At 75.0% G+C, this 18,642-nt stretch carries 15 protein-coding genes, 1 tRNA gene and 1 riboswitch; of the genes, 4 read left to right on the forward strand and 12 right to left on the reverse strand.

Annotated elements, in window-relative coordinates; genetic code table 11:
• Nucleotides 1-155 precede the first annotated feature (155 nt).
• The 4 genes from ACFVYI_RS12830 to ACFVYI_RS12845 form a co-directional block, all read right to left on the reverse strand.
• Nucleotides 156-2,432: a SpoIIE family protein phosphatase gene (locus ACFVYI_RS12830; protein ID WP_387884194.1), complete on the reverse strand. Its 2,277-nt coding sequence runs from the start codon at nucleotides 2,430-2,432 to the stop codon at nucleotides 156-158.
• A 222-nt stretch (nucleotides 2,433-2,654) separates the two neighbouring features.
• Entirely contained in the window at nucleotides 2,655-3,224 is a 570-nt protein-coding gene (locus ACFVYI_RS12835; RefSeq protein ID WP_387884196.1) for a TetR/AcrR family transcriptional regulator, read from the reverse strand.
• Between the two features lie 73 nt (nucleotides 3,225-3,297).
• Complete coding sequence (locus ACFVYI_RS12840; RefSeq protein WP_387884199.1) at nucleotides 3,298-4,125, reverse strand: alpha/beta fold hydrolase; 828 nt, start codon at nucleotides 4,123-4,125, stop codon at nucleotides 3,298-3,300.
• A 128-nt stretch (nucleotides 4,126-4,253) separates the two neighbouring features.
• Entirely contained in the window at nucleotides 4,254-4,544 is a 291-nt protein-coding gene (locus ACFVYI_RS12845; RefSeq protein WP_387884202.1) for a YiaA/YiaB family inner membrane protein, read from the reverse strand.
• Between the two features lie 258 nt (nucleotides 4,545-4,802).
• Nucleotides 4,803-4,946, forward strand: a riboswitch (cyclic di-AMP (ydaO/yuaA leader).
• A 12-nt stretch (nucleotides 4,947-4,958) separates the two neighbouring features.
• Here ACFVYI_RS12845 and ACFVYI_RS12850 point away from each other — a divergent pair.
• On the forward strand, nucleotides 4,959-5,807 hold the full coding sequence (locus ACFVYI_RS12850; protein ID WP_387884204.1) for a M23 family metallopeptidase: 849 nt from the start codon (nucleotides 4,959-4,961) through the stop codon (nucleotides 5,805-5,807).
• 54 nt (nucleotides 5,808-5,861) lie between these two features.
• Here the strand turns inward: ACFVYI_RS12850 and ACFVYI_RS12855 are convergent, their stop codons facing one another.
• On the reverse strand, nucleotides 5,862-6,812 hold the full coding sequence (locus ACFVYI_RS12855; protein WP_387884207.1) for a hypothetical protein: 951 nt from the start codon (nucleotides 6,810-6,812) through the stop codon (nucleotides 5,862-5,864).
• A gap of 42 nt (nucleotides 6,813-6,854) precedes the next feature.
• On the opposite strand from ACFVYI_RS12855, the gene ACFVYI_RS12860 reads away from it, so the two are divergent.
• The 3 genes from ACFVYI_RS12860 (at nucleotide 6,855) to ACFVYI_RS12870 (ending at nucleotide 9,129) form a co-directional block, all read left to right on the forward strand.
• Nucleotides 6,855-7,445, forward strand: coding sequence for a GNAT family N-acetyltransferase (locus tag ACFVYI_RS12860; RefSeq protein ID WP_387884209.1), 591 nt, complete (start codon nucleotides 6,855-6,857; stop codon nucleotides 7,443-7,445).
• 108 nt (nucleotides 7,446-7,553) lie between these two features.
• Nucleotides 7,554-8,267 (forward strand): sensor domain-containing protein, encoded by a 714-nt coding sequence (locus ACFVYI_RS12865; protein WP_387884212.1) that lies wholly within the window; start codon nucleotides 7,554-7,556, stop codon nucleotides 8,265-8,267.
• 112 nt (nucleotides 8,268-8,379) lie between these two features.
• Nucleotides 8,380-9,129 (forward strand): class I SAM-dependent methyltransferase, encoded by a 750-nt coding sequence (locus ACFVYI_RS12870; protein ID WP_387884215.1) that lies wholly within the window; start codon nucleotides 8,380-8,382, stop codon nucleotides 9,127-9,129.
• Nucleotides 9,130-9,197: 68 nt separating this feature from the next.
• On the opposite strand, the gene ACFVYI_RS12875 is transcribed toward ACFVYI_RS12870, so the two are convergent.
• From ACFVYI_RS12875 to ACFVYI_RS12905, 7 genes are all read right to left on the reverse strand, one after another.
• Complete coding sequence (locus ACFVYI_RS12875) at nucleotides 9,198-10,352, reverse strand: hypothetical protein (RefSeq protein ID WP_387884217.1); 1,155 nt, start codon at nucleotides 10,350-10,352, stop codon at nucleotides 9,198-9,200.
• Between the two features lie 593 nt (nucleotides 10,353-10,945).
• Nucleotides 10,946-11,019, reverse strand: a tRNA-Met gene (locus ACFVYI_RS12880).
• A gap of 26 nt (nucleotides 11,020-11,045) precedes the next feature.
• Nucleotides 11,046-12,350 carry a PrsW family intramembrane metalloprotease gene (locus ACFVYI_RS12885; protein ID WP_387884220.1) on the reverse strand — a complete coding sequence of 435 codons (1,305 nt, stop codon included), beginning with the start codon at nucleotides 12,348-12,350 and terminating at the stop codon, nucleotides 11,046-11,048.
• A gap of 126 nt (nucleotides 12,351-12,476) precedes the next feature.
• Nucleotides 12,477-13,307: a tRNA (guanosine(46)-N7)-methyltransferase TrmB gene (trmB, locus tag ACFVYI_RS12890; RefSeq protein WP_387884222.1), complete on the reverse strand. Its 831-nt coding sequence runs from the start codon at nucleotides 13,305-13,307 to the stop codon at nucleotides 12,477-12,479.
• An 82-nt stretch (nucleotides 13,308-13,389) separates the two neighbouring features.
• Complete coding sequence (gene lhgO, locus ACFVYI_RS12895) at nucleotides 13,390-14,625, reverse strand: L-2-hydroxyglutarate oxidase (protein WP_387884223.1); 1,236 nt, start codon at nucleotides 14,623-14,625, stop codon at nucleotides 13,390-13,392.
• 73 nt (nucleotides 14,626-14,698) lie between these two features.
• Nucleotides 14,699-16,288, reverse strand: a complete 1,590-nt coding sequence (locus tag ACFVYI_RS12900) for a TROVE domain-containing protein (RefSeq protein WP_387884226.1) — start codon at nucleotides 16,286-16,288, stop codon at nucleotides 14,699-14,701.
• Between the two features lie 539 nt (nucleotides 16,289-16,827).
• Entirely contained in the window at nucleotides 16,828-18,255 is a 1,428-nt protein-coding gene (locus tag ACFVYI_RS12905) for an MFS transporter (protein ID WP_387884229.1), read from the reverse strand.
• Nucleotides 18,256-18,642 lie beyond the last annotated feature (387 nt).

Consider the following 18,642-nt stretch of genomic DNA (forward strand, 5'->3'; position numbering starts at 1 on the left):
CGAAGGTGTGAACGGATCTCGCCAAGTGACCGGATCTCGTCAATATCCCGTCAATACGACGTCAATCAGACCTCCTTCGGGTCCGATCGGTCCGCGCCCGGAGTGCCCGGAGCGCCCGGCGGGGGCCCTCGGTGCCGCCGGGGGGTCGGCCCTCCTCACTGCACCGGCGAACTCCGGTGCAGCAACAGCAGGGCGACGTCGTCCGGGCGGGAGCGGCGCTCGGTCACGTTGAGGGTGAGCAGGTCGGCCAGGCGCTCCAGGGCCGCGGTCGGGCCGAGCCGGACCGGGCCGGTCTGCCGGGCCCACAGCTCCAGTCCGCCGAGCATCCGCTGCACCGACTCGTCGTAGTCCTCCTCGCGGTCCTCGACCAGACCGTCCGTGTAGACCAGCAGCGTCTCGCCCACCGCCAGGTGCCCGACCGCGAGGTGGTAGGGCATCCCCGGATCCACGCCCAGCGGCGGGCCGCCCGGCAGGTCCAGCTCGACGGCCCTGGCGTCCGCCGCTATCCGGACCGGGGACGGGTGCCCGGCCCGGGCCGCCCGCAGGGTGCCGTCGGCGGGGTCGAGGGTGAGGTAGAGACAGGTGGCGAAGAGGTCGGTGTCGAGCTCGGACAACAGCCGGCTGGTCCGGGCCAGCGTGGCGGCCGGGTCGTGTCCGTCGGTGGCGTACGCCCGCAGTCCGCTGCGCAACTGGCCCATCACGGCGGTGGCCTCGGCGTTGTGGCCCTGGACGTCGCCGATCACCAGCCCGATCCGGCCGTCCGGCAGCCGGAGCAGGTCGTACCAGTCGCCGCCGATCTGCATCCCCTCGGTGCTGGGCAGGTACCGGGCGGCGCTGGCGAGCCCGGGCAGCCGCGGCAGGGTGCGCGGCAGCATGGCGCGCTGGAGTTCGGTGGCCCGGTGGTGGTGGGTGTCGTAGAGCCGGGCGCGCTCCAGGGACTGCGCCAGGATCCCGGCGAAGGCGGAGTAGAGGGTGCGGTCCTCACGGCCGAAGGCCCGTTCGGTGGAGAAGGTGATCAGGCAGGAGCCGACCTGCCGTCCCGAGGCGACCAGCGGCAGCACCGCCCAGGCGGCCGGGGTCAGCGGCCCGCCGGTGCTGCGCCGGGCCTGGCCGGGCTCGCTGAACAGCGGCGTGGAGCGGGCCAGCGAGTGCTGCATCACGCCCTCGGAGAGGTCGGCCAGCCGGGTCAGTTCGGTGCGCCGCGGGCCGCCGTAGACGGTGTGCGAGACCGGCAGCAGCCGCCCCTCGTCGACCAGGTCGAGCACGATGCTGGCGGCGCCGAAGGCCGGCCGGGCGACATCGGTCACCGCGGTGGTCACGTCCCGGACGGTGACCGCGCGCGACAGCGACCGGGTGAGTGCCAGCAGCAGTGCCGAGCGGGCGCCGGCCGCCGGGGCGCCGGTGCCCGGCTCGCCGGCGGGGGGCTGTTCCTCGGGGGTGCGGGCGCGGTCCCGGTCGGCGAGCAGCCCGGCGATCCGGACCGGCCGCCGGTGCACGTCCAGCATCACCTCGCCGGTCTCCTCGATCCGGATCGCGCCGCCGCTCCGGCGCGGCACCCGGTACTCGATCCGGTACGGGCCGCCGGTGGCGAGCGCCTCGGCGAGGGCGGCCTGGACGTCCGGCAGGTCCTCGGGGTGGACGAGCCGGTCCAGGTCGGGGGCGTCGGCCGGGGCGCCCTCGGGCGGCACGGGCCGGCCGACCACCCGGTAGGCGGTGGCGTCCCAGTAGGTCTCGCCGGTCACCAGGTCGCGCTCGAAGGCGCCGTGCCCGGCGGAGCGGACGGCGAGCGAGAGCATCGGGTGGGCCAGGCCGGCGCTCCGGTCGCCGGCCCCGGAGCCGTCGACGGAACCTCCGGTCGGCCCGGGGCGGGCGCCGGCCCGCGCGCTGTCGAGGAGGTGGGCGAGCCGGTGCGCGCAGGCGTCGCCCAGCGTCTCCAGGACGTCCAGGTCACGACGGGGGACGGTGCCCCGGTGGGCGAGGGCGAGGGCGAGCACGCCGACCGGTCGCTCGTCGACGATCATCGGCAGGGTGATCAGGGCGACCATGCCGGTGCCCATGCCGGCGTTGCGGTTGGGGTAGTCGACGCTGGTGCGCTCCGGGCTGAGCAGGTACGGGCGGCGCAGCCTGAGGGCCGTCGCGGCGGGCAGGTCGCCGGCCGGATCGACGACGCTGTAGCGCTCGTGGGCCCAGTCGGGCAGGCCGTGCGAGGCGGTGAGCCGGAGCATTCCGGCGGAGTCCAGCAGGTAGAGCGCCGAGCCCTCACCGGTGATCCAGCTCGGGCCCTCGGCGAGGACGGTGCCGAGGAGTTCGGCGGCGGTGGTGCAGCCGAGCAATAAGCGGACGCAGCGCATCGCGCTGCGCGCGGTGGGGCTGCTGCGCGGCGTCCGGCTCTCGTCCTCGGAGGGGGGAAGCCACGGCGAGGTCAGGTCCATGGGATACCCGGCCTTTCCGTCGCTTATCGGGCACTCAATTCTTCATACCTTATTTCTCATGTCGGTGAAGGGTGACCCGGACGGCGCACCGGTGCGGGCGTCCGGTCGTCGGCCCGGGCCGGGGCGACCGCCCTGACCAGGAGGTCTGCGCGCGGCCCCGGGCCACCCGGTCCGGCGGGGGCGTCCGGTGTGGCGCGGCGGCGCCGGGTGTGTCCGGTGGGGTCAGGCCCGGGGCCAGTTCCGGAGGCCGCCGGTGAGCATGGTGATCAGGCGCTCCTGGGTGTCGGCGAGGTCCTCGGCGAGCCGGAAGCCGCCGGCGATCGACAGCGAGGCGAAGCCGTGGGCCACCGAGCGGACGGTCCGGGCGGCGTGGACGGACTCGGCGCCCTCCAACCCGTAGCCGCGGAGCACCGCGATGATCACCCCGACCAGCCGGCCGCCCGCCCTGGTCAGGTCGTCGTCCGGCTGCGGGGCCTGCGGCAGCGCGTTGTACCGGTTCGGGTACTCGGTGGCGTAGCCGTGGTAGGCGCGCAGGACGGCGGCCACGGCGTCGTCGCCGCCGCGTCCGAGGGCGGCCTCGGCGAGCCGGTCGGCCAGTTCCTCGGTGACCCGGACGGCGATCAGCCGGCGCAGTTCGGCGAGCCCGCCGCTGACGTGCTTGTACAGCGAGGGGGTGGCCACCCCGGCGCGTCCGGCGACGGCGGCCAGGGTGAGGGCCTCGGTCCCCTGCTCGTCGAGGAGGGCGAGGGCGTGGTCGACGACCTGCTCGGGGGTCAGTCCGACTCGGGGCATGGTGCGGTCTCCGTGGGTGCGGCGTGGGAGCGGAAGGGGGAGGAGCGGCGGCCCGGGCGCGGGCCGGCCCGGCTCAGGCCAACTCGGCGAGGAAGGGCAGCAGGGCGTCGGCGGTGGCCTGCGGCTGGTCGGCCATCGGGTAGTGCCCGGCGCCCTCGATCATCACCTTGCGGGCCTTCAGCGCGGCGGCCTGCCGGTCGGCGACCGCCGCCGGGTCGGGGAAGTCGGGGTCCTTGCCGCCCATCACGACCAGCGCCGGGCAGGTCACGGCGGCGGTCCAGCCGGTCGGCGCGGAGTCCCCGTGGACGTAGCCCCGAGTGGCCTGCTTGCGGCCCGGCGTGCGCATCGCGGCGACCAGCCCGTCCACGTAGGCGTCGAGGTCGGCCGGCTTGGCGCCCGGGTACGCCATCCTGCGGTGGTAGAGCCCCCAGAACGCGGGCGAGTGCACCAGCAGCGCGCCCATCACGCCGAACATCGCGCGTTGCAGCGCGTTCGGCGGCAGGTTCTCGACGAAGGCGTCCAGCAGCACGATCCCGGCGACCCGCTCGGGCGCGTCCCCGGCCACCTTGACCACGGTCGCGCCGGTGTACGAGTTGGCGACCAGCGCGGCGCGGCCGATGCCGAGGTGGTCCAGCAGGGCGAGCACGTCGGTGGCGATCGCGGCCGGCGAGTAGTCGTCCCAGGCGATCGAGGACTCGCCGAAGCCGCGCAGGTCCAGGGTGATCACCCGGCGGCCCGCGGCGACCAGCAGCGGGCGCAGGTGCCGGTACGCGGCCCGGCTGTCGAGCATGCCCGGGAGCAGGACGACGGGGGCGCCGTCGCCCTGCACGGTGTCGTCGAAGGCCAGCCGGCCGCCGGGGCGGTCGAGGTACTGGGTGCTGGGGGTGAAGGTGCCGGGCATGGGGGGCCTCCTCGGTCCGCCGGGACGGGCATCGGCCTGTTGTGCCGATAGCCATAAAGCTAAGGCTAATAGCCTTAGCCGTCAAGCGGTCGGCCGACCGGTCCTCCGGGGCGCCCCGGCGTCGCGGCTCAGACCCCCTCCACCTTGAACGGGTCGTGCTCGGCGAGCAGCTTCTCCAGTCGGGCCTGGTCCACCCGGGTGACGATCTCGTTGGTCTCCTGCCGGTCCCGGACCACCTTGGCCAGCGTGAACGAGGAGGTCACGGTGTAGAGCAGCCCGATCCCGAGGAAGGCGCGGGTCCAGCCGCCGACCGGCAGGTAGGCGATCCCGATCGCGAGGGCGCCGCCGGAGAGGGCGAAGGAGAGCACGGCCTGGATGTAGTACGCGGCCGTGGTACGTGACTGCATCGGTGCGTTCATGGCGCCAGGATGGCCGCGCGGACCCGGCCGCACATGAGTAGGAGTACTCAAGTGGGGGGTCGTTCGTTGACGTCCAATCACGTTCGGTAGTGTCAGTTGTCGTCAATCGCCCCAAATCGCCCATCGGACCGCGTGGTGTCCGATCTGTATCCGGCTGTCCCGAACGGACGGCTTGGAATCAGAGGCTCCTAGGATTAACGTTTGATAACGCAGCGCGGTCCTCAACGCCGTACCCAGACGGCACCGTGCGCCGCCGCCTAATCCCACCGGCCGCCTCCGGGCAGGCCAGGGAGCCGGGGAACCATGTTCCTTGGGGTGAATCGGCCGGGCCCAGGCCCAGCCGTAGGAGACCTTCCTGCTCCGAACCCGTCAGCTAACCCGGTAGGCGCGAAGGAAGGAAAGGAGCGCGCCTCCGTGGCGTCGTCGCACTCTCCGGCACACCTGCCCGGCTCCACCGCCGGCACCCAGCTGCTCGACCACCCCTGGCCGCCCGCCCACCCGGGCGAGTACGGCGGGGCCGCCCCGCAGGCCGCCGAGGCCAACCGGCACCGGATGCCCCGTCAGACCCGCGGCACCGCTCCGCTGCTCGGCGTCACCGCCGTCGCCGCCACCCTCGGCGCGACCGGTTTCGCCTCCGCCACCCCGGCCGCCGCGCCGGCCGTCGAGGCCCCGGACGAGACGCCGGTCGCGCTCTCCGCGGACCCCGGTCTCGCCCTCGCCGCCCGGATCCAGCTGCAGGCCGACAGCCAGCGCACCGCCGCCGAGGAGAGCGCCCGCCTGCAGGCCGCCAAGGAGGCCGAGGCCAAGCGCGCCGCCCAGCAGCAGGAGGCCAAGCGGGCCGCCGAGGAGGCCGAGAGGGCCAAGCTCGCCGCCATCAACCTGCCGGTGCGCGACTACAACCTCTCCGCCCACTACGGCCAGAGCGCCTCCTACTGGGCCCACCTGCACACCGGCCTGGACTTCGCCGCCGACACCGGCACCCCGGTGTACGCGGTCGGCCAGGGCACCATCACCTCGGCCGGCTGGGCCGGTTCGTACGGCTACCGGATCGTCGAGACGCTGCCCGACGGCACCGAGATCTGGTACTGCCACCTCTCCTCGATCATCAAGGGCTCCGGCAAGGTCGTCCCCGGCCAGCAGCTCGGCAAGGTCGGCGCCACCGGCAACGTCACCGGCCCGCACCTGCACCTGGAGGTCCGCCCCGGCGGCGGCGCCCCGGTCGACCCGGAGACCTGGTTCGAACAGCGCGGCATCACCCCCTGACAGCCCGCCACGGTGCCCCGGTCGTCGCGACGACGGCCGGGGCACCGTCGCGTCTCAGGCGTCAGTGGCCGCTTGCCCGGCCTCCTCGCCCTCGTGCTCCTGGCCCTCGTACTCCTCGTACGCCTCGTCCTCGTACGCCTCGGGCAGCCCCGCCAGGTAGGCGTCGATCTCCTCCTGGCCCGGCTCCGGAGCCAGCTCCGGGAACTCCTCCACCAGCAGCCGCGGCAGCCCCGGCGTCGTCCACTCGCCCACCAGGTCCAGCGCCGCCTCGGCGGCGGCCTCCTCGAACGCCCCGAAGTCCCCGGCCAGCTCCTCGGGCATCGGCCGGCCCAGTGCGGTCAGCTCCGTCAGATTGCGGTAGCTGCGCCGCATCAGCCCCTGCTCCAGCAGCCGCCGGGCGCCGTCGGTGGCCATCCCGACGCTGAGCATCCGGGCCTCGCCCCAGCCCCCGTCGTCCACCGCGTCCAGTTCGCCCGCCCACTCCAGCGCCTCGTACGCGGCCGATCGTTCCTGCGGAGCCAGCTCCCGGAACGCCGCCAGCCAGGCCCGGACCGCCTCCCGGTCGGCGAGGTCCACCCCGTCCGCGCGCAGCAGCAGCGTGTACAGCCGGGGCCAGGTGACCAGGTCGGACCGGCGCAGCAGCCCGGCGGCCACCTCGCCCTGCCACTCGGCCTCCGCGTGCAGCCGCTCCTGCCGCTTGGCGTTCAGCCGCTTCGCCGCCCGCTGGTGGTCGATCAGCAGCCGCACCGCCGCGCCGTACGCCAGCGGGTCCTGCTCCGGCTCGGGCTGGACGTACAGGTAGAGCCGCTCGTACAGCAGCTGCTCCACGGCGTCCGAGGTCAGCTCCGGCCAGCCGTCGCGCATCCTGCCCTCGCCCAGCTCCAGCAGCGCCAGCACCGCCCGCACCGGCGCCTCGGCCACCGGCGGGTGGCCGTGAGCCTGCGCCCAGGCGAGCAGTTCGGCGGTTTTGGTGCGCGGGGCGAGCCGCAGGTCTTCTTCTTCCATGTCACGTACGGTAACCGGAAAGCCCGGGTAGGGTCGGCAGGCATGGTCCCCGTCCGACTCACCGGCCCCCGCCTGGTCATCCGCGAGTTCCACCACAGCCCCGGCGACATCGACGCGCTGTACGCGGTGTTCGGGGACAGGGAGGCCACCCGCTACCTCCCGTTCGAGCCGCGTGACCGCGAGGACTGCGCCGACCAGATCGAGCAGTACCTGGAGGAGGCGATGCAGGGCGAGCGGACGGTCTACCGGCTGGCCGTCACCCGACGCGCCGACGCGCACGACCCGGCCCGCGCCGTCCCGATCGGCAACGCCGCCCTCACGCTCGGCGGCCACTGGTGCGCCGACCTCGGCTACGCGCTGCGCCCCGACACCTGGGGCAACGGCTACGCGGGCGAGATCACCCGGCTGCTCTGCGACCTCGCCTTCGGCCCGCTCGGCCTGCACCGGCTGGCCGCCCGGGTGGACGTCGAGAACGCGGCCTCCGTCCGGGTGCTCACCCGGGCCGGCTTCCGGCTGGAGGGCCGGATCCGCCACGACGTGCACCTGCGCGGCGCCTGGCGCGACTCCTTCCAGTACTCGCTGCTCGCCGACGAGTGGCCGTCCGCCGACGGGCGGCCGCGAACGGGGGGTTAACCCCCCACTCGCTTCGCGGGGGAGCCGGATGTCCGCCCGACCGGGGTTTTGACAGGCTTGGGGGGTCAGCCCGGCACGCCATCGAGAGAGACCCGAGGACCGAGGGCCATGAGCAGCAGCCTCAGCGCGCAGCGCAGTGAGTACGACCGCGACGGTGCGGCACGGCGCACCGAGGAGCCGCCGTACGTGTGGCGGGCGCCGTTCTCGTCCTACTTCTACCGGGAGCTCGGCTTCACCCTCACCGGGCTGCCGGTCGCCCTCGCCGGGTTCTCGTTCGCCGTCATCCTGTTCTCCTTCGGCCTCGGCACCGTCCTCACCGTCATCGGCATGCCGGTGCTGGCCGCCCTGACCGGCGGGGCCCGGGGCTTCGGGCGGCTGGAGCGGGCCCGGGCCCTCAGCATGCTGGCGCTGGACGTGCCCGGCCCGAAGCCGGTCCGGGCGAGCCGGCCCGGCAACTGGGGCGCGATCACCGCGCGGCTGACGGACGCGGCGGGCTGGAAGGCCGTGCTCCACCAGGTGGTGATGTTCCCCTGGGCGATCTTCAGCTTCGCGATGTCGCTGACGTTCCTGCTGGTCGGCTGGGTGCTGGCGCTCTACCCGCTCTACCACTGGGTCTACCCGACGTACGTCGGCTGGCGGGGCTTCAAGGTGTTCGACTACTACGACGGCAGGGGCGTCGAGCACGTCTACTACGTCGAGGGGCCGCTGCAGATCGCCGGGGTCTCGCTGCTCGGCTTCGTGTTCGTCCTCCTCACCCCGCAGCTGGTGCGCGGCCTGACCAACGTCAACCGGCTCGCCGTCCGGGGCCTGCTCGGCCGCTGAACCACACACCTCACCGGCCCCATCGGCCCCATCAGCCCCATCGGCCCCGCCCGCCCCGCCCGCCCCGGACGCTCCGGGTGCGGGCGGGGCCGGCCCGTGTTCCGATGGCCGAATGGCCGTCCGTACCCACCCCGCCGCCGGCGTCCTGGTCACCTCCCGTCCCCTGGACGAGTACTGCGCGCTGTTCGACCTGACCCGGGCCCACCTCGCCGCCCTCCCCGGGCCGGTGCTCGACTGCCCGGGCGGCGCCGCCGGACTCGCCGCCGAGGCGCGCGAGCTCGGCTGCCGGGTGATCGCCACCGACCCGGCGTACGCGTGGCCGGCCCCCGAGCTCGCGGCCCGCGCACTGGCCGCCCGCGCCGCCATGGCCGCCGCGATGGACGCCCGCCCCGACCTCTTCCCGGCGCCGTACCACCGCCCGAACGACCGCTACCTGCGCAGCTGGGACCGGGCCCGCCGACTGTTCGCCGCGGACTCCGCCGCCCACCCGCAGCAGTACGTGGCCGCCGCACTGCCCCGGCTGCCGTTCGCGGACGGCACCTTCGCGCTCACCCTCAGCGGGTTCCTGGTCTTCGCCTACCCCGAACTCTTCGGCCCCGCCCAGCAGGTGGCCGCGCTGACCGAGCTGGTCCGGGTGACCGCCCCCGACGGAGAGGTCCGGGTCCACCCCCTGAACGACGGCGCGGGCCACCGCTGCCGCCACCTCGACGGGCTGCGCCGGGCCCTGGGCGAGCGCCGGATCGCCAGCGAGGTCCGCCGGCTCCCGGCCGGCTCGGGGCGCCTGGGCCGGGTCCTCGTCCTGCGGGCCGCCGACCACCGCCACCGGGCCGCCACCGCGGGCCTGCTCCCGCCGGGCGGGTGACGGCCACCGGCCGGGCGCGCCACTGCAGCCCGCCCGGCCCGCCCGGCCCGGCCGTCCGGGTCGTCCGCCTAGCCCGCCTGCCGGGCCTGCTCGCCCGGCTGCGCCGCCCGGGGCTCCGCTGCCGGGCCGCTCTGTTGCGCGGGCCCGCTCTGTTGCGCCGGGCCGACCTGTTGCGGGAGGGTCGCCGTCGTCTCCAGGCGGGAGAGGATCTTCTCCGCCAGCCAGCTCCGGTCGGAGCCGTAGGGGATGCCGTCCGCCGCCACCAGCCGGCCGGCCACCGCATCGCGCAGGCGCTGCGCCTGCGCGGCCGGCAGTCGGTACAGCAGCCCCCGGGCCGCCAGCAGCGCGTGGTACTGCTCGAAGCCGGAGCGCGGGTGCTCGATCGCGTCCAGCACGCTGGGCAGGTCGGCCAGCGCCGGATCGCCCTGCATCAGGGCGAGCGCCTGGATCCGCCGGTCATCGGAGCCGTCCGCGAACAGCTCCCGGACCTGGTCCGCGGTGAGTGCCGAGCGCCGCGCCGTCGACCGGACCTCGGCCATCACGCTCTCCGGTCCGGTCGTCGCGTTCGACGGCAACAGGCGGGACGGCTCGTCCGCCCGGTCGACGCTGCCGCCCAGCAGGCCCAGGTGCTGCATCGCCCGTACCCGCAGGTCGTCCGCGCCCACCTTGTCGCCCCGGCGGTCGCGGTCCTGGCCGGCCAGGAAGAGGTCGAGCGCCTGGTCGGCGTCGGAGAGCACCCGGGGCAGGGCCAGTCGCGTCACCAGCCAGCCGGCCAGGAAGCCGAGGACCAGGAAGTAGAGGACGAGCGCCGCCGCGAAGGGGGCCGCGCCCTCCTCGCCGCCCAGGGCGGGGGCCAGCGCCGCACCGAGCTGGTGCAGCCGCTCGCCGAGCGAGCCGAGCTGGGTGAGCCCGACGCCCAGCAGCACCTTGGTCAGCCAGTCGGAGACCTGCTCCAGATTGGTGTTCGGCGCGTACGAGCCGTGCGGCTCACCGCCCGAGCCGCCGCGCACCCGGGGCACTCCGAACAGGAAGCCGAGCGCTCCGCCGAGGACGGTCGAGGCCCCGGACACCACCAGACCGCCGCCCAGGGCCTGCCAGCTGTGCTCCCGGCCGAGGGAGAAGAGCAGCAGTCCGAGCGCCCCCACCCCGAGCAGCGCCCCGGCCGCACCCCGCTGTGCCGTTCGCAGGGCCGCCGCTCCCCCGGCCCGCCGCGTCCTCGCCATCGCCTACCCCCTGTGGCCGTCCCGCTCCGCTCCGGAATCCGCGCCGACTCTAGCGCCGGAGCGGCCGGACGCAAACGCCCCGGTCCCCTCCGCGGCTCGCGGCTCCCGACTTCCGCCGGAGGCCGTGCCGGGCCTGGCCGGGCGCACCGGCCCCGGAACAGCAGACAGCCCGTGGGCTGCTCCTCGGTGTCCGGCCTCGCGAGGGCCGGGCGCCGAGGCACCGGGGATGTACCGGTGAACCCACGGGCCGGGTGACTGCTTGGATTTCGCCTGCCGGAGGCACTGGGCCTCGTCCTGCGCAGGCAGGGGCGGCTCTAGCGAGCAGCCACCTCACGCATCCTGATGGAACTCAATTCAGGATCACCTCCCTTCAGTGTGTGGCCACCTTAGGCAGCTCACCCGAGGGAGGGCAACGGATTAATTCGGGGTCGTCGACCGGGGCCCGGGCGGTCCGCCGGACCGGTTCTCGACCCGGGAGGGGGCGTCGGCCGGTGGGAGCCGTGGGAGCGCCCGCGGGAGCCACGACCGGGTGGACGGGCCCGGACATGCGAAAGGCCCGGAGGAAGAATCCTCCGGGCCTTTCCGCTACTGAGTAGCGGGGACAGGATTTGAACCTGCGACCTCTGGGTTATGAGCCCAGCGAGCTACCGAGCTGCTCCACCCCGCGTCGGTAAACCCAACAATACGGGGAAGTCACCCGGATGGGAAATCGGTTCCCCGGCGGGGCCCGGCGGGGGCCCGCGCCCGGCGGGCGGCGTGCCGCGCCGTCCTGGTCCTGGCCCAGGCGGCGAAGCAGATCAGGGCGGCGAAGCACGGCACCATCAGCACCGCGTACACCAGCAGGAAGCCGTGCGTGCCGAGGTCGGCGGCGGCGTTCCAGGTGCCGTGCAGGGTCATCGCCAGCAGCAGTCCGGCCGGCGCGGCCAGCCGGGCCAGCCGGCGCCGGCCGGTGGTGAGGGTGATGGCCAGGCCGAGCCCGGTCAGCGCGGTGAAGAGCGGATGGGCGAAGGGCGAGAGCAGGCCGCGCAGGACGAAGGTCTGCACGGTGCCGTCGAAGTCCCGCAGGCTGGGGGACTCCCCGAGGCCGATGCTGTCCAGCCGCTGCTGCTGGTCGTCGGTGAAGGCCCGCCCCAGGTAGAGCGCGTTCTCGGTGAAGGCGAAGCCGCAGGCGGTGATCCCGCCGAGGACGACCCCGGCGGCCAGGGTGCGCGGGCGGGCCCTGGCGCGCGGGCGGTCGGGCGTCGGCGGGTAGGGCCGCAGGTACGGCAGCGGGCGCAGGTAGGGGCGCGGTCGCAGCCGGTCCCGGGCGTGCGGCAGGGCCGGCCGGCGGTCGTACCCGCGGGGCGGCCCGCCGCCGGGCAGCCGGCGCAGCACGCCCGCGCAGGGGCGGTCGGTGCGGTGGCCGTGACATCGGATCCGCCGGCCCAGCGGCAGCAGCAGGACGAGCAGGGCGGCGCCCTTGGCGCTCTCCTCGATCACCGGCGTGACCAGGTCGGCGCCCAGCACCTCGCCCAGGCTGCCCTGGTGGGCGGTCAGGTAGGTGCTGGTCCAGCCGTTGGCGAGGATCGCGGCCGTGGTCGCCGCGCAGGCGCCCCAGCCCAGGCAGAACACGATGTGGCGCAGCGGCACCCGGGCGGTCTGGTTGAGCCAGGCGAGGCCGCCGAGCACGAAGGGCAGCGGGACGAGCGCCAGGCCGAGGCCGACCAGCAGCCCGGTGGTCCCGGTCTGGCGGCGCACCAGGTGGAGGATCAGCACCCCGCAACCGGCCAGTGTCAGGACGGCGGTGGCGGTGACCGAGGAGAGTGCGACCGGGCGGGCGGGGCGCGGCCCCGGTGCGGCGGCGCTCGGCGGGGCGGCGGCGGGCCGGGGCAGGAGCCGATGGGCCCGGCGCCCCCTGGGCCCCGGGATGGTGCGGGTGCCGGCGGTGCGCGTGGGCACCTCTCGGTCGTCGGCGGCCTGGACGGTGGTCCGGTACCCGCCGCCGGACGGGCTGCTCACCCGGCACAGGGTAGGCCACGGCACCGGCCCGCCGGGAGGACTCGGGACGAATCCCCTCCCGCGGACCGGGCCGGTCCGGGCCGGGTGGTCACCGCGGGGCCGCCGGGTCGAACGCCCGGCGGCGGCTCAGCGGCGGCGGAACAGCAGGTCGTGCACCACGTGGCCCTTGGCGATGCCGGCCCGTTCGAACTTGGTGACCGGCCGCCAGTCGGGTCGGGGCGCGTAGCCGGGGATGCTGCCGTCCGGGTGGTCGGCGGGCTCCAGCCAGCCGGTGCCGTCGCCCTCGGGGTGCAGGTTCTCCAGCTCGGGCGAGGCGGAGAGCACCTCCAGCATCTGCTCGGCGTAGGGCTCCCAGTCGGTGGCGCAGTGCACCAGGGCGCCGGGGGCCAGCCGGGGCAGCACCAGCTCCAGGAAGGAGGCCTGGACCAGCCGGCGCTTGTGGTGCTTCGGCTTGGGCCACGGGTCGGCGAAGTAGACCCGCAGCCCGGCCAGCGAGGCGTCGGGCAGCATGTCGCGCAGCAGGATGACGGCGTCGCCGGCGGCCGGGCGGACGTTGCGCGAGCCGTCCCGTTCCAGCATGCCGAGCAGGTTGCCGTGGCCGGGGGTGTGGACGTCGGCGGCGAGGATGCCCGTGGTCGGGTCGGCGGCGGCCATCGCGGCGGTCGTCTCGCCCATCCCGAAGCCGATCTCCAGGGTGACCGGCAGGCCGCCGAACAGCTCCGCCAGGTCCAGCGGGCTGCCGTCGATCGCGATGCCGTACGTCTCCCAGCCCCGGTCCAGCGCGCCCGCCTGGGCGTTGGTCATCCGGCCCCGGCGCGGCTGGAAGCTGCGGATGCGCCGCTCGCTGTGCTGGGCCTCGGTGGCCCGGTGCGGGTACATCGGGGCGGGGTAGCCGGCCGGCGCGGCGGAGAGCCGGGCGGACGGAGATGGCTGGGGGATCGGGGCGGTGGCAGTCACAATCACCCGAGTCTACGGGGCCGACGGGTGCGGCCCCCAGGGGCTGTGACGGAGCTGACGCGGGGCCCCGGGCCCCGCCGGATCAGCCGCCCGCTTCGAGGGCGGCCAGCGCCCGGCGGGCCACCTCGCGGCCGATCGGCAGCGAGGCGGTGGCGGCGGGGGAGGGGGCGTTCAGCACGTGCACCAGGCGGCGGGTGGAACGCGGGTCGTCCGGGTCGAAGCCGGCGAAGGCGAAGTCGTCCAGCAGCGCGCCGTCCCGGGCCACCGCCTGGGCCCGCACCCCGGCGCCGGCCGGCACCAGGTCCTCGGCCGTGACGGCGGGCAGCAGCCGCCGGACGGCCGTGGTGAACGCCCGCTTGGAGAGCGAGCGGCGCAGCTCACCCAGCTCGTACCGCCAGTGCCGGCGGGCGATCTGCCAGGTGCCGGGGAAGGCGAGCGTCCCGGCCAGGTCGCGCGGGCGGACGGTGCGCCAGTCGTAGCCCTCGCGGGCCAGCGCCGGCACCGCGTTCGGGCCGACGTGCACGTCGCCGTGGATGCCCCGGGTCAGGTGCACGCCGAGGAAGGGGAAGGCCGGGTCGGGGACGGGGTAGACCAGGCCGCGCACCAGCTCCCGGCGCTCCTTGGCGAGTTCGTAGTACTCACCGCGGAACGGCACGATCCGCACGCCGGGGTCGTCGCCGGCCAGCCGGGCGATCCGGTCGCTGTGCAGGCCCGCGCAGTTCACCAGCACCTGGGTGCGCAGCTCGCCGGCGGAGGTCTGCACCGTCACGCCGTCGGCCCGGCGGGCGACCGCCCGCAGCTCGGTGCCGGTCCGCAGCTCGGCGCCCGCCTCGCGGGCCAGTCGGGCGTAGGCGGCGGCCACGGCGGGGAAGTCGCAGATGCCGGTGGTGCCGACGTGCAGTCCGGCGATGCCGGTGACCTGCGGCTCGTGCGCCGTGATGCCGGCGCGGTCCAGCTCGGTGACCGGGATGCCGTTCTCCCGGCCGCGCTCGGCGAGGGCCCGCAGCCGGGGCAGCTCGGTCCGGTCGGTGGCCACGATCAGCTTGCCGGTCACCTCGTACGGGACGGCGTGGACGCGGCAGAACTCCACCATCTCGGCGGCGCCCGCGACGGCGTACCGGGCCTTGAGCGAGCCCGGGCGGTAGTAGACGCCGCTGTGGATGACCCCGCTGTTGCGGCCGCTCTGGTGGGCGGCGAAGCCGGGCTCCTTCTCCAGCAGCGCCAGCCGCAGTCCGGGCCGGGCCCGGGTCAGCGCGTACGCCGTGGAGAGCCCGACGATCCCGCCGCCCACCACCAGCACGTCGAAGTCGTACGCCACGCTCGCTCCTCGTTCGGCCCGGCCCCGCCCGCCGCCGATGCTGCCACGGCGGACGGTGCCGGTCGAGGGTGCGTCAGCGGCCCTGCGGCTCCAGCCACGGCCAGGTCGCGTCCCGGCCCGATTCCAGCATCGGGATCAGCCGGAACGCGGCGTCGCTCAGCCCGCCGAAGGTGTGCCGGTGCGCCGATCCGCTCGGGCCGTGGCCGGCGGCGTAACCCGCCAGGTTCCAGGTGTAGACGGGCACCCGGTCCGGGACGGCGGCCAGGGCGTCGCCGTTCCAGTGGCCGGGGCCGGTCTGCTCGTCGGTGACGACGACGACCCGGTCGTGGCCGCGGTAGTGGGTGCGGACGGCCTCCGCGGTGGCGGTGCCGCCGAGGTTGCCGAAGCGCTCCAGGACGCGCAGCACCGCCTCGCCCCGGCCCACCTCGACGACCCGGCTGGTGGAGCCGAACTCGACCAGGTCGGCGTCGGCGGCCCGGACCTTCAGGGCAGTCCCGAAGATCGCCGCCGAGTCGGCCCGGTTGAGCAGGGTCTGTGCGCTCGGGCGGTCGAACATCGAGCCCGAGCGGTCGACCAGGATCAGCGTCCGGCCGGGCAGCGAGGGCACGTTGGCGAGCGAGTGGGAGAGTGCGGTCTCCAGCGCGTGCCCCCAGCGCAGCGACGGCGCGTGCCGGTACGCGGCGAGGTAGCGGAACGGGAACTGGCGGGAGCGGAGCACCTCGCCCTTGTCGGCGATCCGCCGCGCGACCTCGGCCGCGACCTCGTCCGAGACGCCGGCCTGGTCGAAGTTGCGCAGATTGCGCGTCAGAGCCATCGGGCCCATGGACGGGATGACCGCCTCCCAGACGGCCGCGTCCAGCGGTCCCTGCAGCCAGCCGGCCAGCGCCTCCCAGGTCAGCCCCGCCGCGGCCAGTCGCTCGGCGCCGCCCTCGGCGGTGACCGCCGCGCGCCGCTGCTCGACGGGCAGTGCGAGCAGCTCGCGGTTGGCGGTGAGCACCCGGAGGGCGGCCGGCGGGACGGCCTCGTCCGGCCGGTGCCGGCGGTCCAGCGCGTAGCGGAACAGCTCGCCCTGCCACGGCTTGGCCGGGTCGGGCGAGGGGTGGGTCAGCTCCAGCACGTCGCCGAAGCGGTACCCCTTGGCGGCGGTGTCGTACTTGAGCAGCGAGCGGTCGTGGTAGAGCCGGCGGACGGCGTCCGCGACACCGCGCTTGAGCGGCTTCGGCAGTGCGCGGCCGTAGCGGGACGTCCAGTAGGCGAGCAGCTCGCCGGGCTCGTCCGCGCGCTGGAGGGCGGCGTCCACGGCCTGCCGGGAGAACCCGGGCGCCCCCGCGTCCAGCCGGGCGCGGGTGAACTCGGCGGCGCCGACCAGTGCGGCCGTGCGCAGGTTCGCGCCGTACCGCAGCCAGCGGAGCAGGCCGAGGGTCCACTCCGGGTCGGTGACGGCGAGTTCGCGCACCAGCGCGGTGTAGCGGTCGTCGCGGGCCCCGCCCTTCTCGTGGAAGGTGTCCTGGCCCACGAGGTTGGCCACTGCCAGCAGGAAGAGTTCCGACTTGGCGTCGCGCAGGAACCCGGTGCCGCCGTTGTGGTTGGCGGTGCGCTGCCCGGTGGTGGTCACGGGCGAGTTCGGACCGGGCTTGGTGGTACGGGTGTTGAAACGCGACATGGTGAAATCCCCCTGCTGGCTGGTGGAACGCGCGGGAGGCATGGCGAAGGAAGGGGTGCCCGAGATCACGCCGGCCCGGCGGCCGGCCTCGGCGGAGGTGTATGCCTTGTGCTCTGTCCGATTGAGCTAGCGGCCGCGTACGGCACGCCCGGGATTCGAACCCGGAACCGCAAGATCCGAAGTAACCCCCGCCTGCGCACCGGGCACCCCGGCGCTCTGCCTCCCGAGATCAAGGTGGGCGGCGGTCGATGGAGACCAGCTTCAACGCGCCCCGCTGGGGGCACTCGACCGAAGTAACCGCTGCCGTCGCACCGGGAGGTGCGGAAAACCTATTCAGGAATGTGGTGTCCAGAGATCGAAGGCGGCTGAGGTGACGAAGCTGCTCTACCGACTGAGCTACACCGGCCCGAAGCCGGTGACGGGACTCGAACCCGCGACCCGCCCATTAACAGTGGAAGTAACCTCTGCCTGCGCACCTGGACGAGAGAGACCATAGCCAGGCCCCTCCCGCCGGTGCATCCGAATTACGCGGGGATCCGCTACGCCGGGGCGACGATCACCGCGCGGGCCCGTTCCGTCAGTTCCCTCACCCGGCGCTCGCCCTGGAAGGGTTCGAGGCGGCGGAGCATCTCGACCACGTACTCGCGGCTGCGCTGCGAGGAGATCCGGCCGGCGACCTCGACGGCCCGTTCGCCGGCCGCGACCGCCGCGTCGAGGTTGCCCGCTTCGGCCTCGGCCATCGCGGAGACCACCAGTCGCAGCCCGTGCGAGCGGACGAACCCCTCGGTGGGCCGGGCCAGCGCCTCCCGGGTGAACTGGCGGACCTTGGCGGGCACTCCGAGGTCGCGGAAGCACTCGGCGGCGTCGGCGGCGAGGCGGTCGTAGGCGTAGAAGTCGATCCACGCCGGATCGGGATCCCCGGCGCGCGCGCGTTCCAGCGCGCTCTCCGCGGCGCCGAGCGCCGTTGCGCACGCCGCGGCGTTGCGGGCCTTGGCCTGGGCCCGGGCCTCGACCAGGTGGAAGAAGCTCATGGTGCGGGTGGTGGCCAGCCCGCGGTTGCGCTCCAGCGCGGCCTGGGCGAGGTCGACGGCCTCCTCGGCGAAGCCCCGGTAGCCGGCCTGCAGGCTCATCGAGGCCAGCACGTAGCCGCCGAGCGGTACGTCGGCGCCGGCCCGGGCGAGCCGCAGCGCCTGGATGTAGTACCGCTGGGCCGCCTCGTGCTGCCCGGTGTCGAAGGCCATCCACCCGGCCAGCCGGGTGAGTTCGGCCGTCGCGCCGAACAGTGCCCGGCCCACCGCGTCGCTGTAGGAGGCCAGCAGCAGCGGCGCCGCCTCCACCCGCAGACACTCCGGCACCATCGAGGAACGCCAGTCCCCGCCGCCGTACTTGGAGTCCCAGCGGCGGGCCTCCTGGGCGGCCTCGCGGAGCTTGGCGGCGTCCGAGTGGCCGACCCGGTACGAGCCCGCCTCGGCGGGTGCGCGCGGTGCCTCGCGGGCCACCGAGCCGTCCGCCGGGTTGATCAGCCAGCGGGAGACCGGCGTCGCGTACGCCGCGACCGAGAAGGTGCCGGCCAGGCTGTCGCTCCAGCGGCCGCCGCCGGGACCGCGCCGCAGATCGAGGTCGACCCGCCAGAGGTCGGTGGCCGAGCGGACCGCCTCGGAGACCTCGCGCGGGAAGGCCAGGCCCAGTTCGGGTGCCGGGTCGGTGTCGCCGAGGCCGATCTCCTCCAGTGGCACCGGCCGGCCGAGCTTGCCGCCGATCGCGGTGGCGATCAGGTGCGGCACCGGGCCCTGCGGGACCATGCCCTTGCTGACCCAGCGGGCCACCGAGGTCTTGTCGTAGCGCAGCGTCAACCCGCGTTGGGCGCCCAGGTCGTTGACCCGGCGGGCCAGGCCGGCGTTGCTGATCTGGGCGAGGGTCAGGAGTGTGCCGAGCCGTTCGTTCGGTCCTCGTGGGCTGACGGTCATGGTGGCGGCGGCACCTCCTGCGGCCTTGTGCGCGGGGCCCGGGCGGCACCGGGCCGTAGCTGCTGTACCTAGAGTAGTCGGACGCGTTCCGAGGGTTAAGAGGCCGCATTCCGGATGGCGGGATCGCGCACCCGGCGGCGGGCGGCGGGCGGTCCGGCGGGGCCGGGCCGGACCGCTCGGAAGTGGCCGGGGGCGATCGGTCGGCCGCGCGCCGGAGCGTTGTGCTCCGGTCCCGTGTCGATGTGCGCCCGGCCGTGCCCCCTGGCCCGACCGGCTGGTCGGCGATTCGCTGGTGGTCGTGGGTCGGCCCGCCGTCGAGGACCCGGCGGGCCGGGGGATGCCGCCGTCTCAATCCCCGCGGACGGTGGCGAAGTCCGGGAGGGCATG

Origin of the sequence: Kitasatospora sp. NPDC058218 (assembly GCF_042882445.1) — a bacterium.
Taxonomy (GTDB): Bacteria; Actinomycetota; Actinomycetes; order Streptomycetales; family Streptomycetaceae; genus Kitasatospora.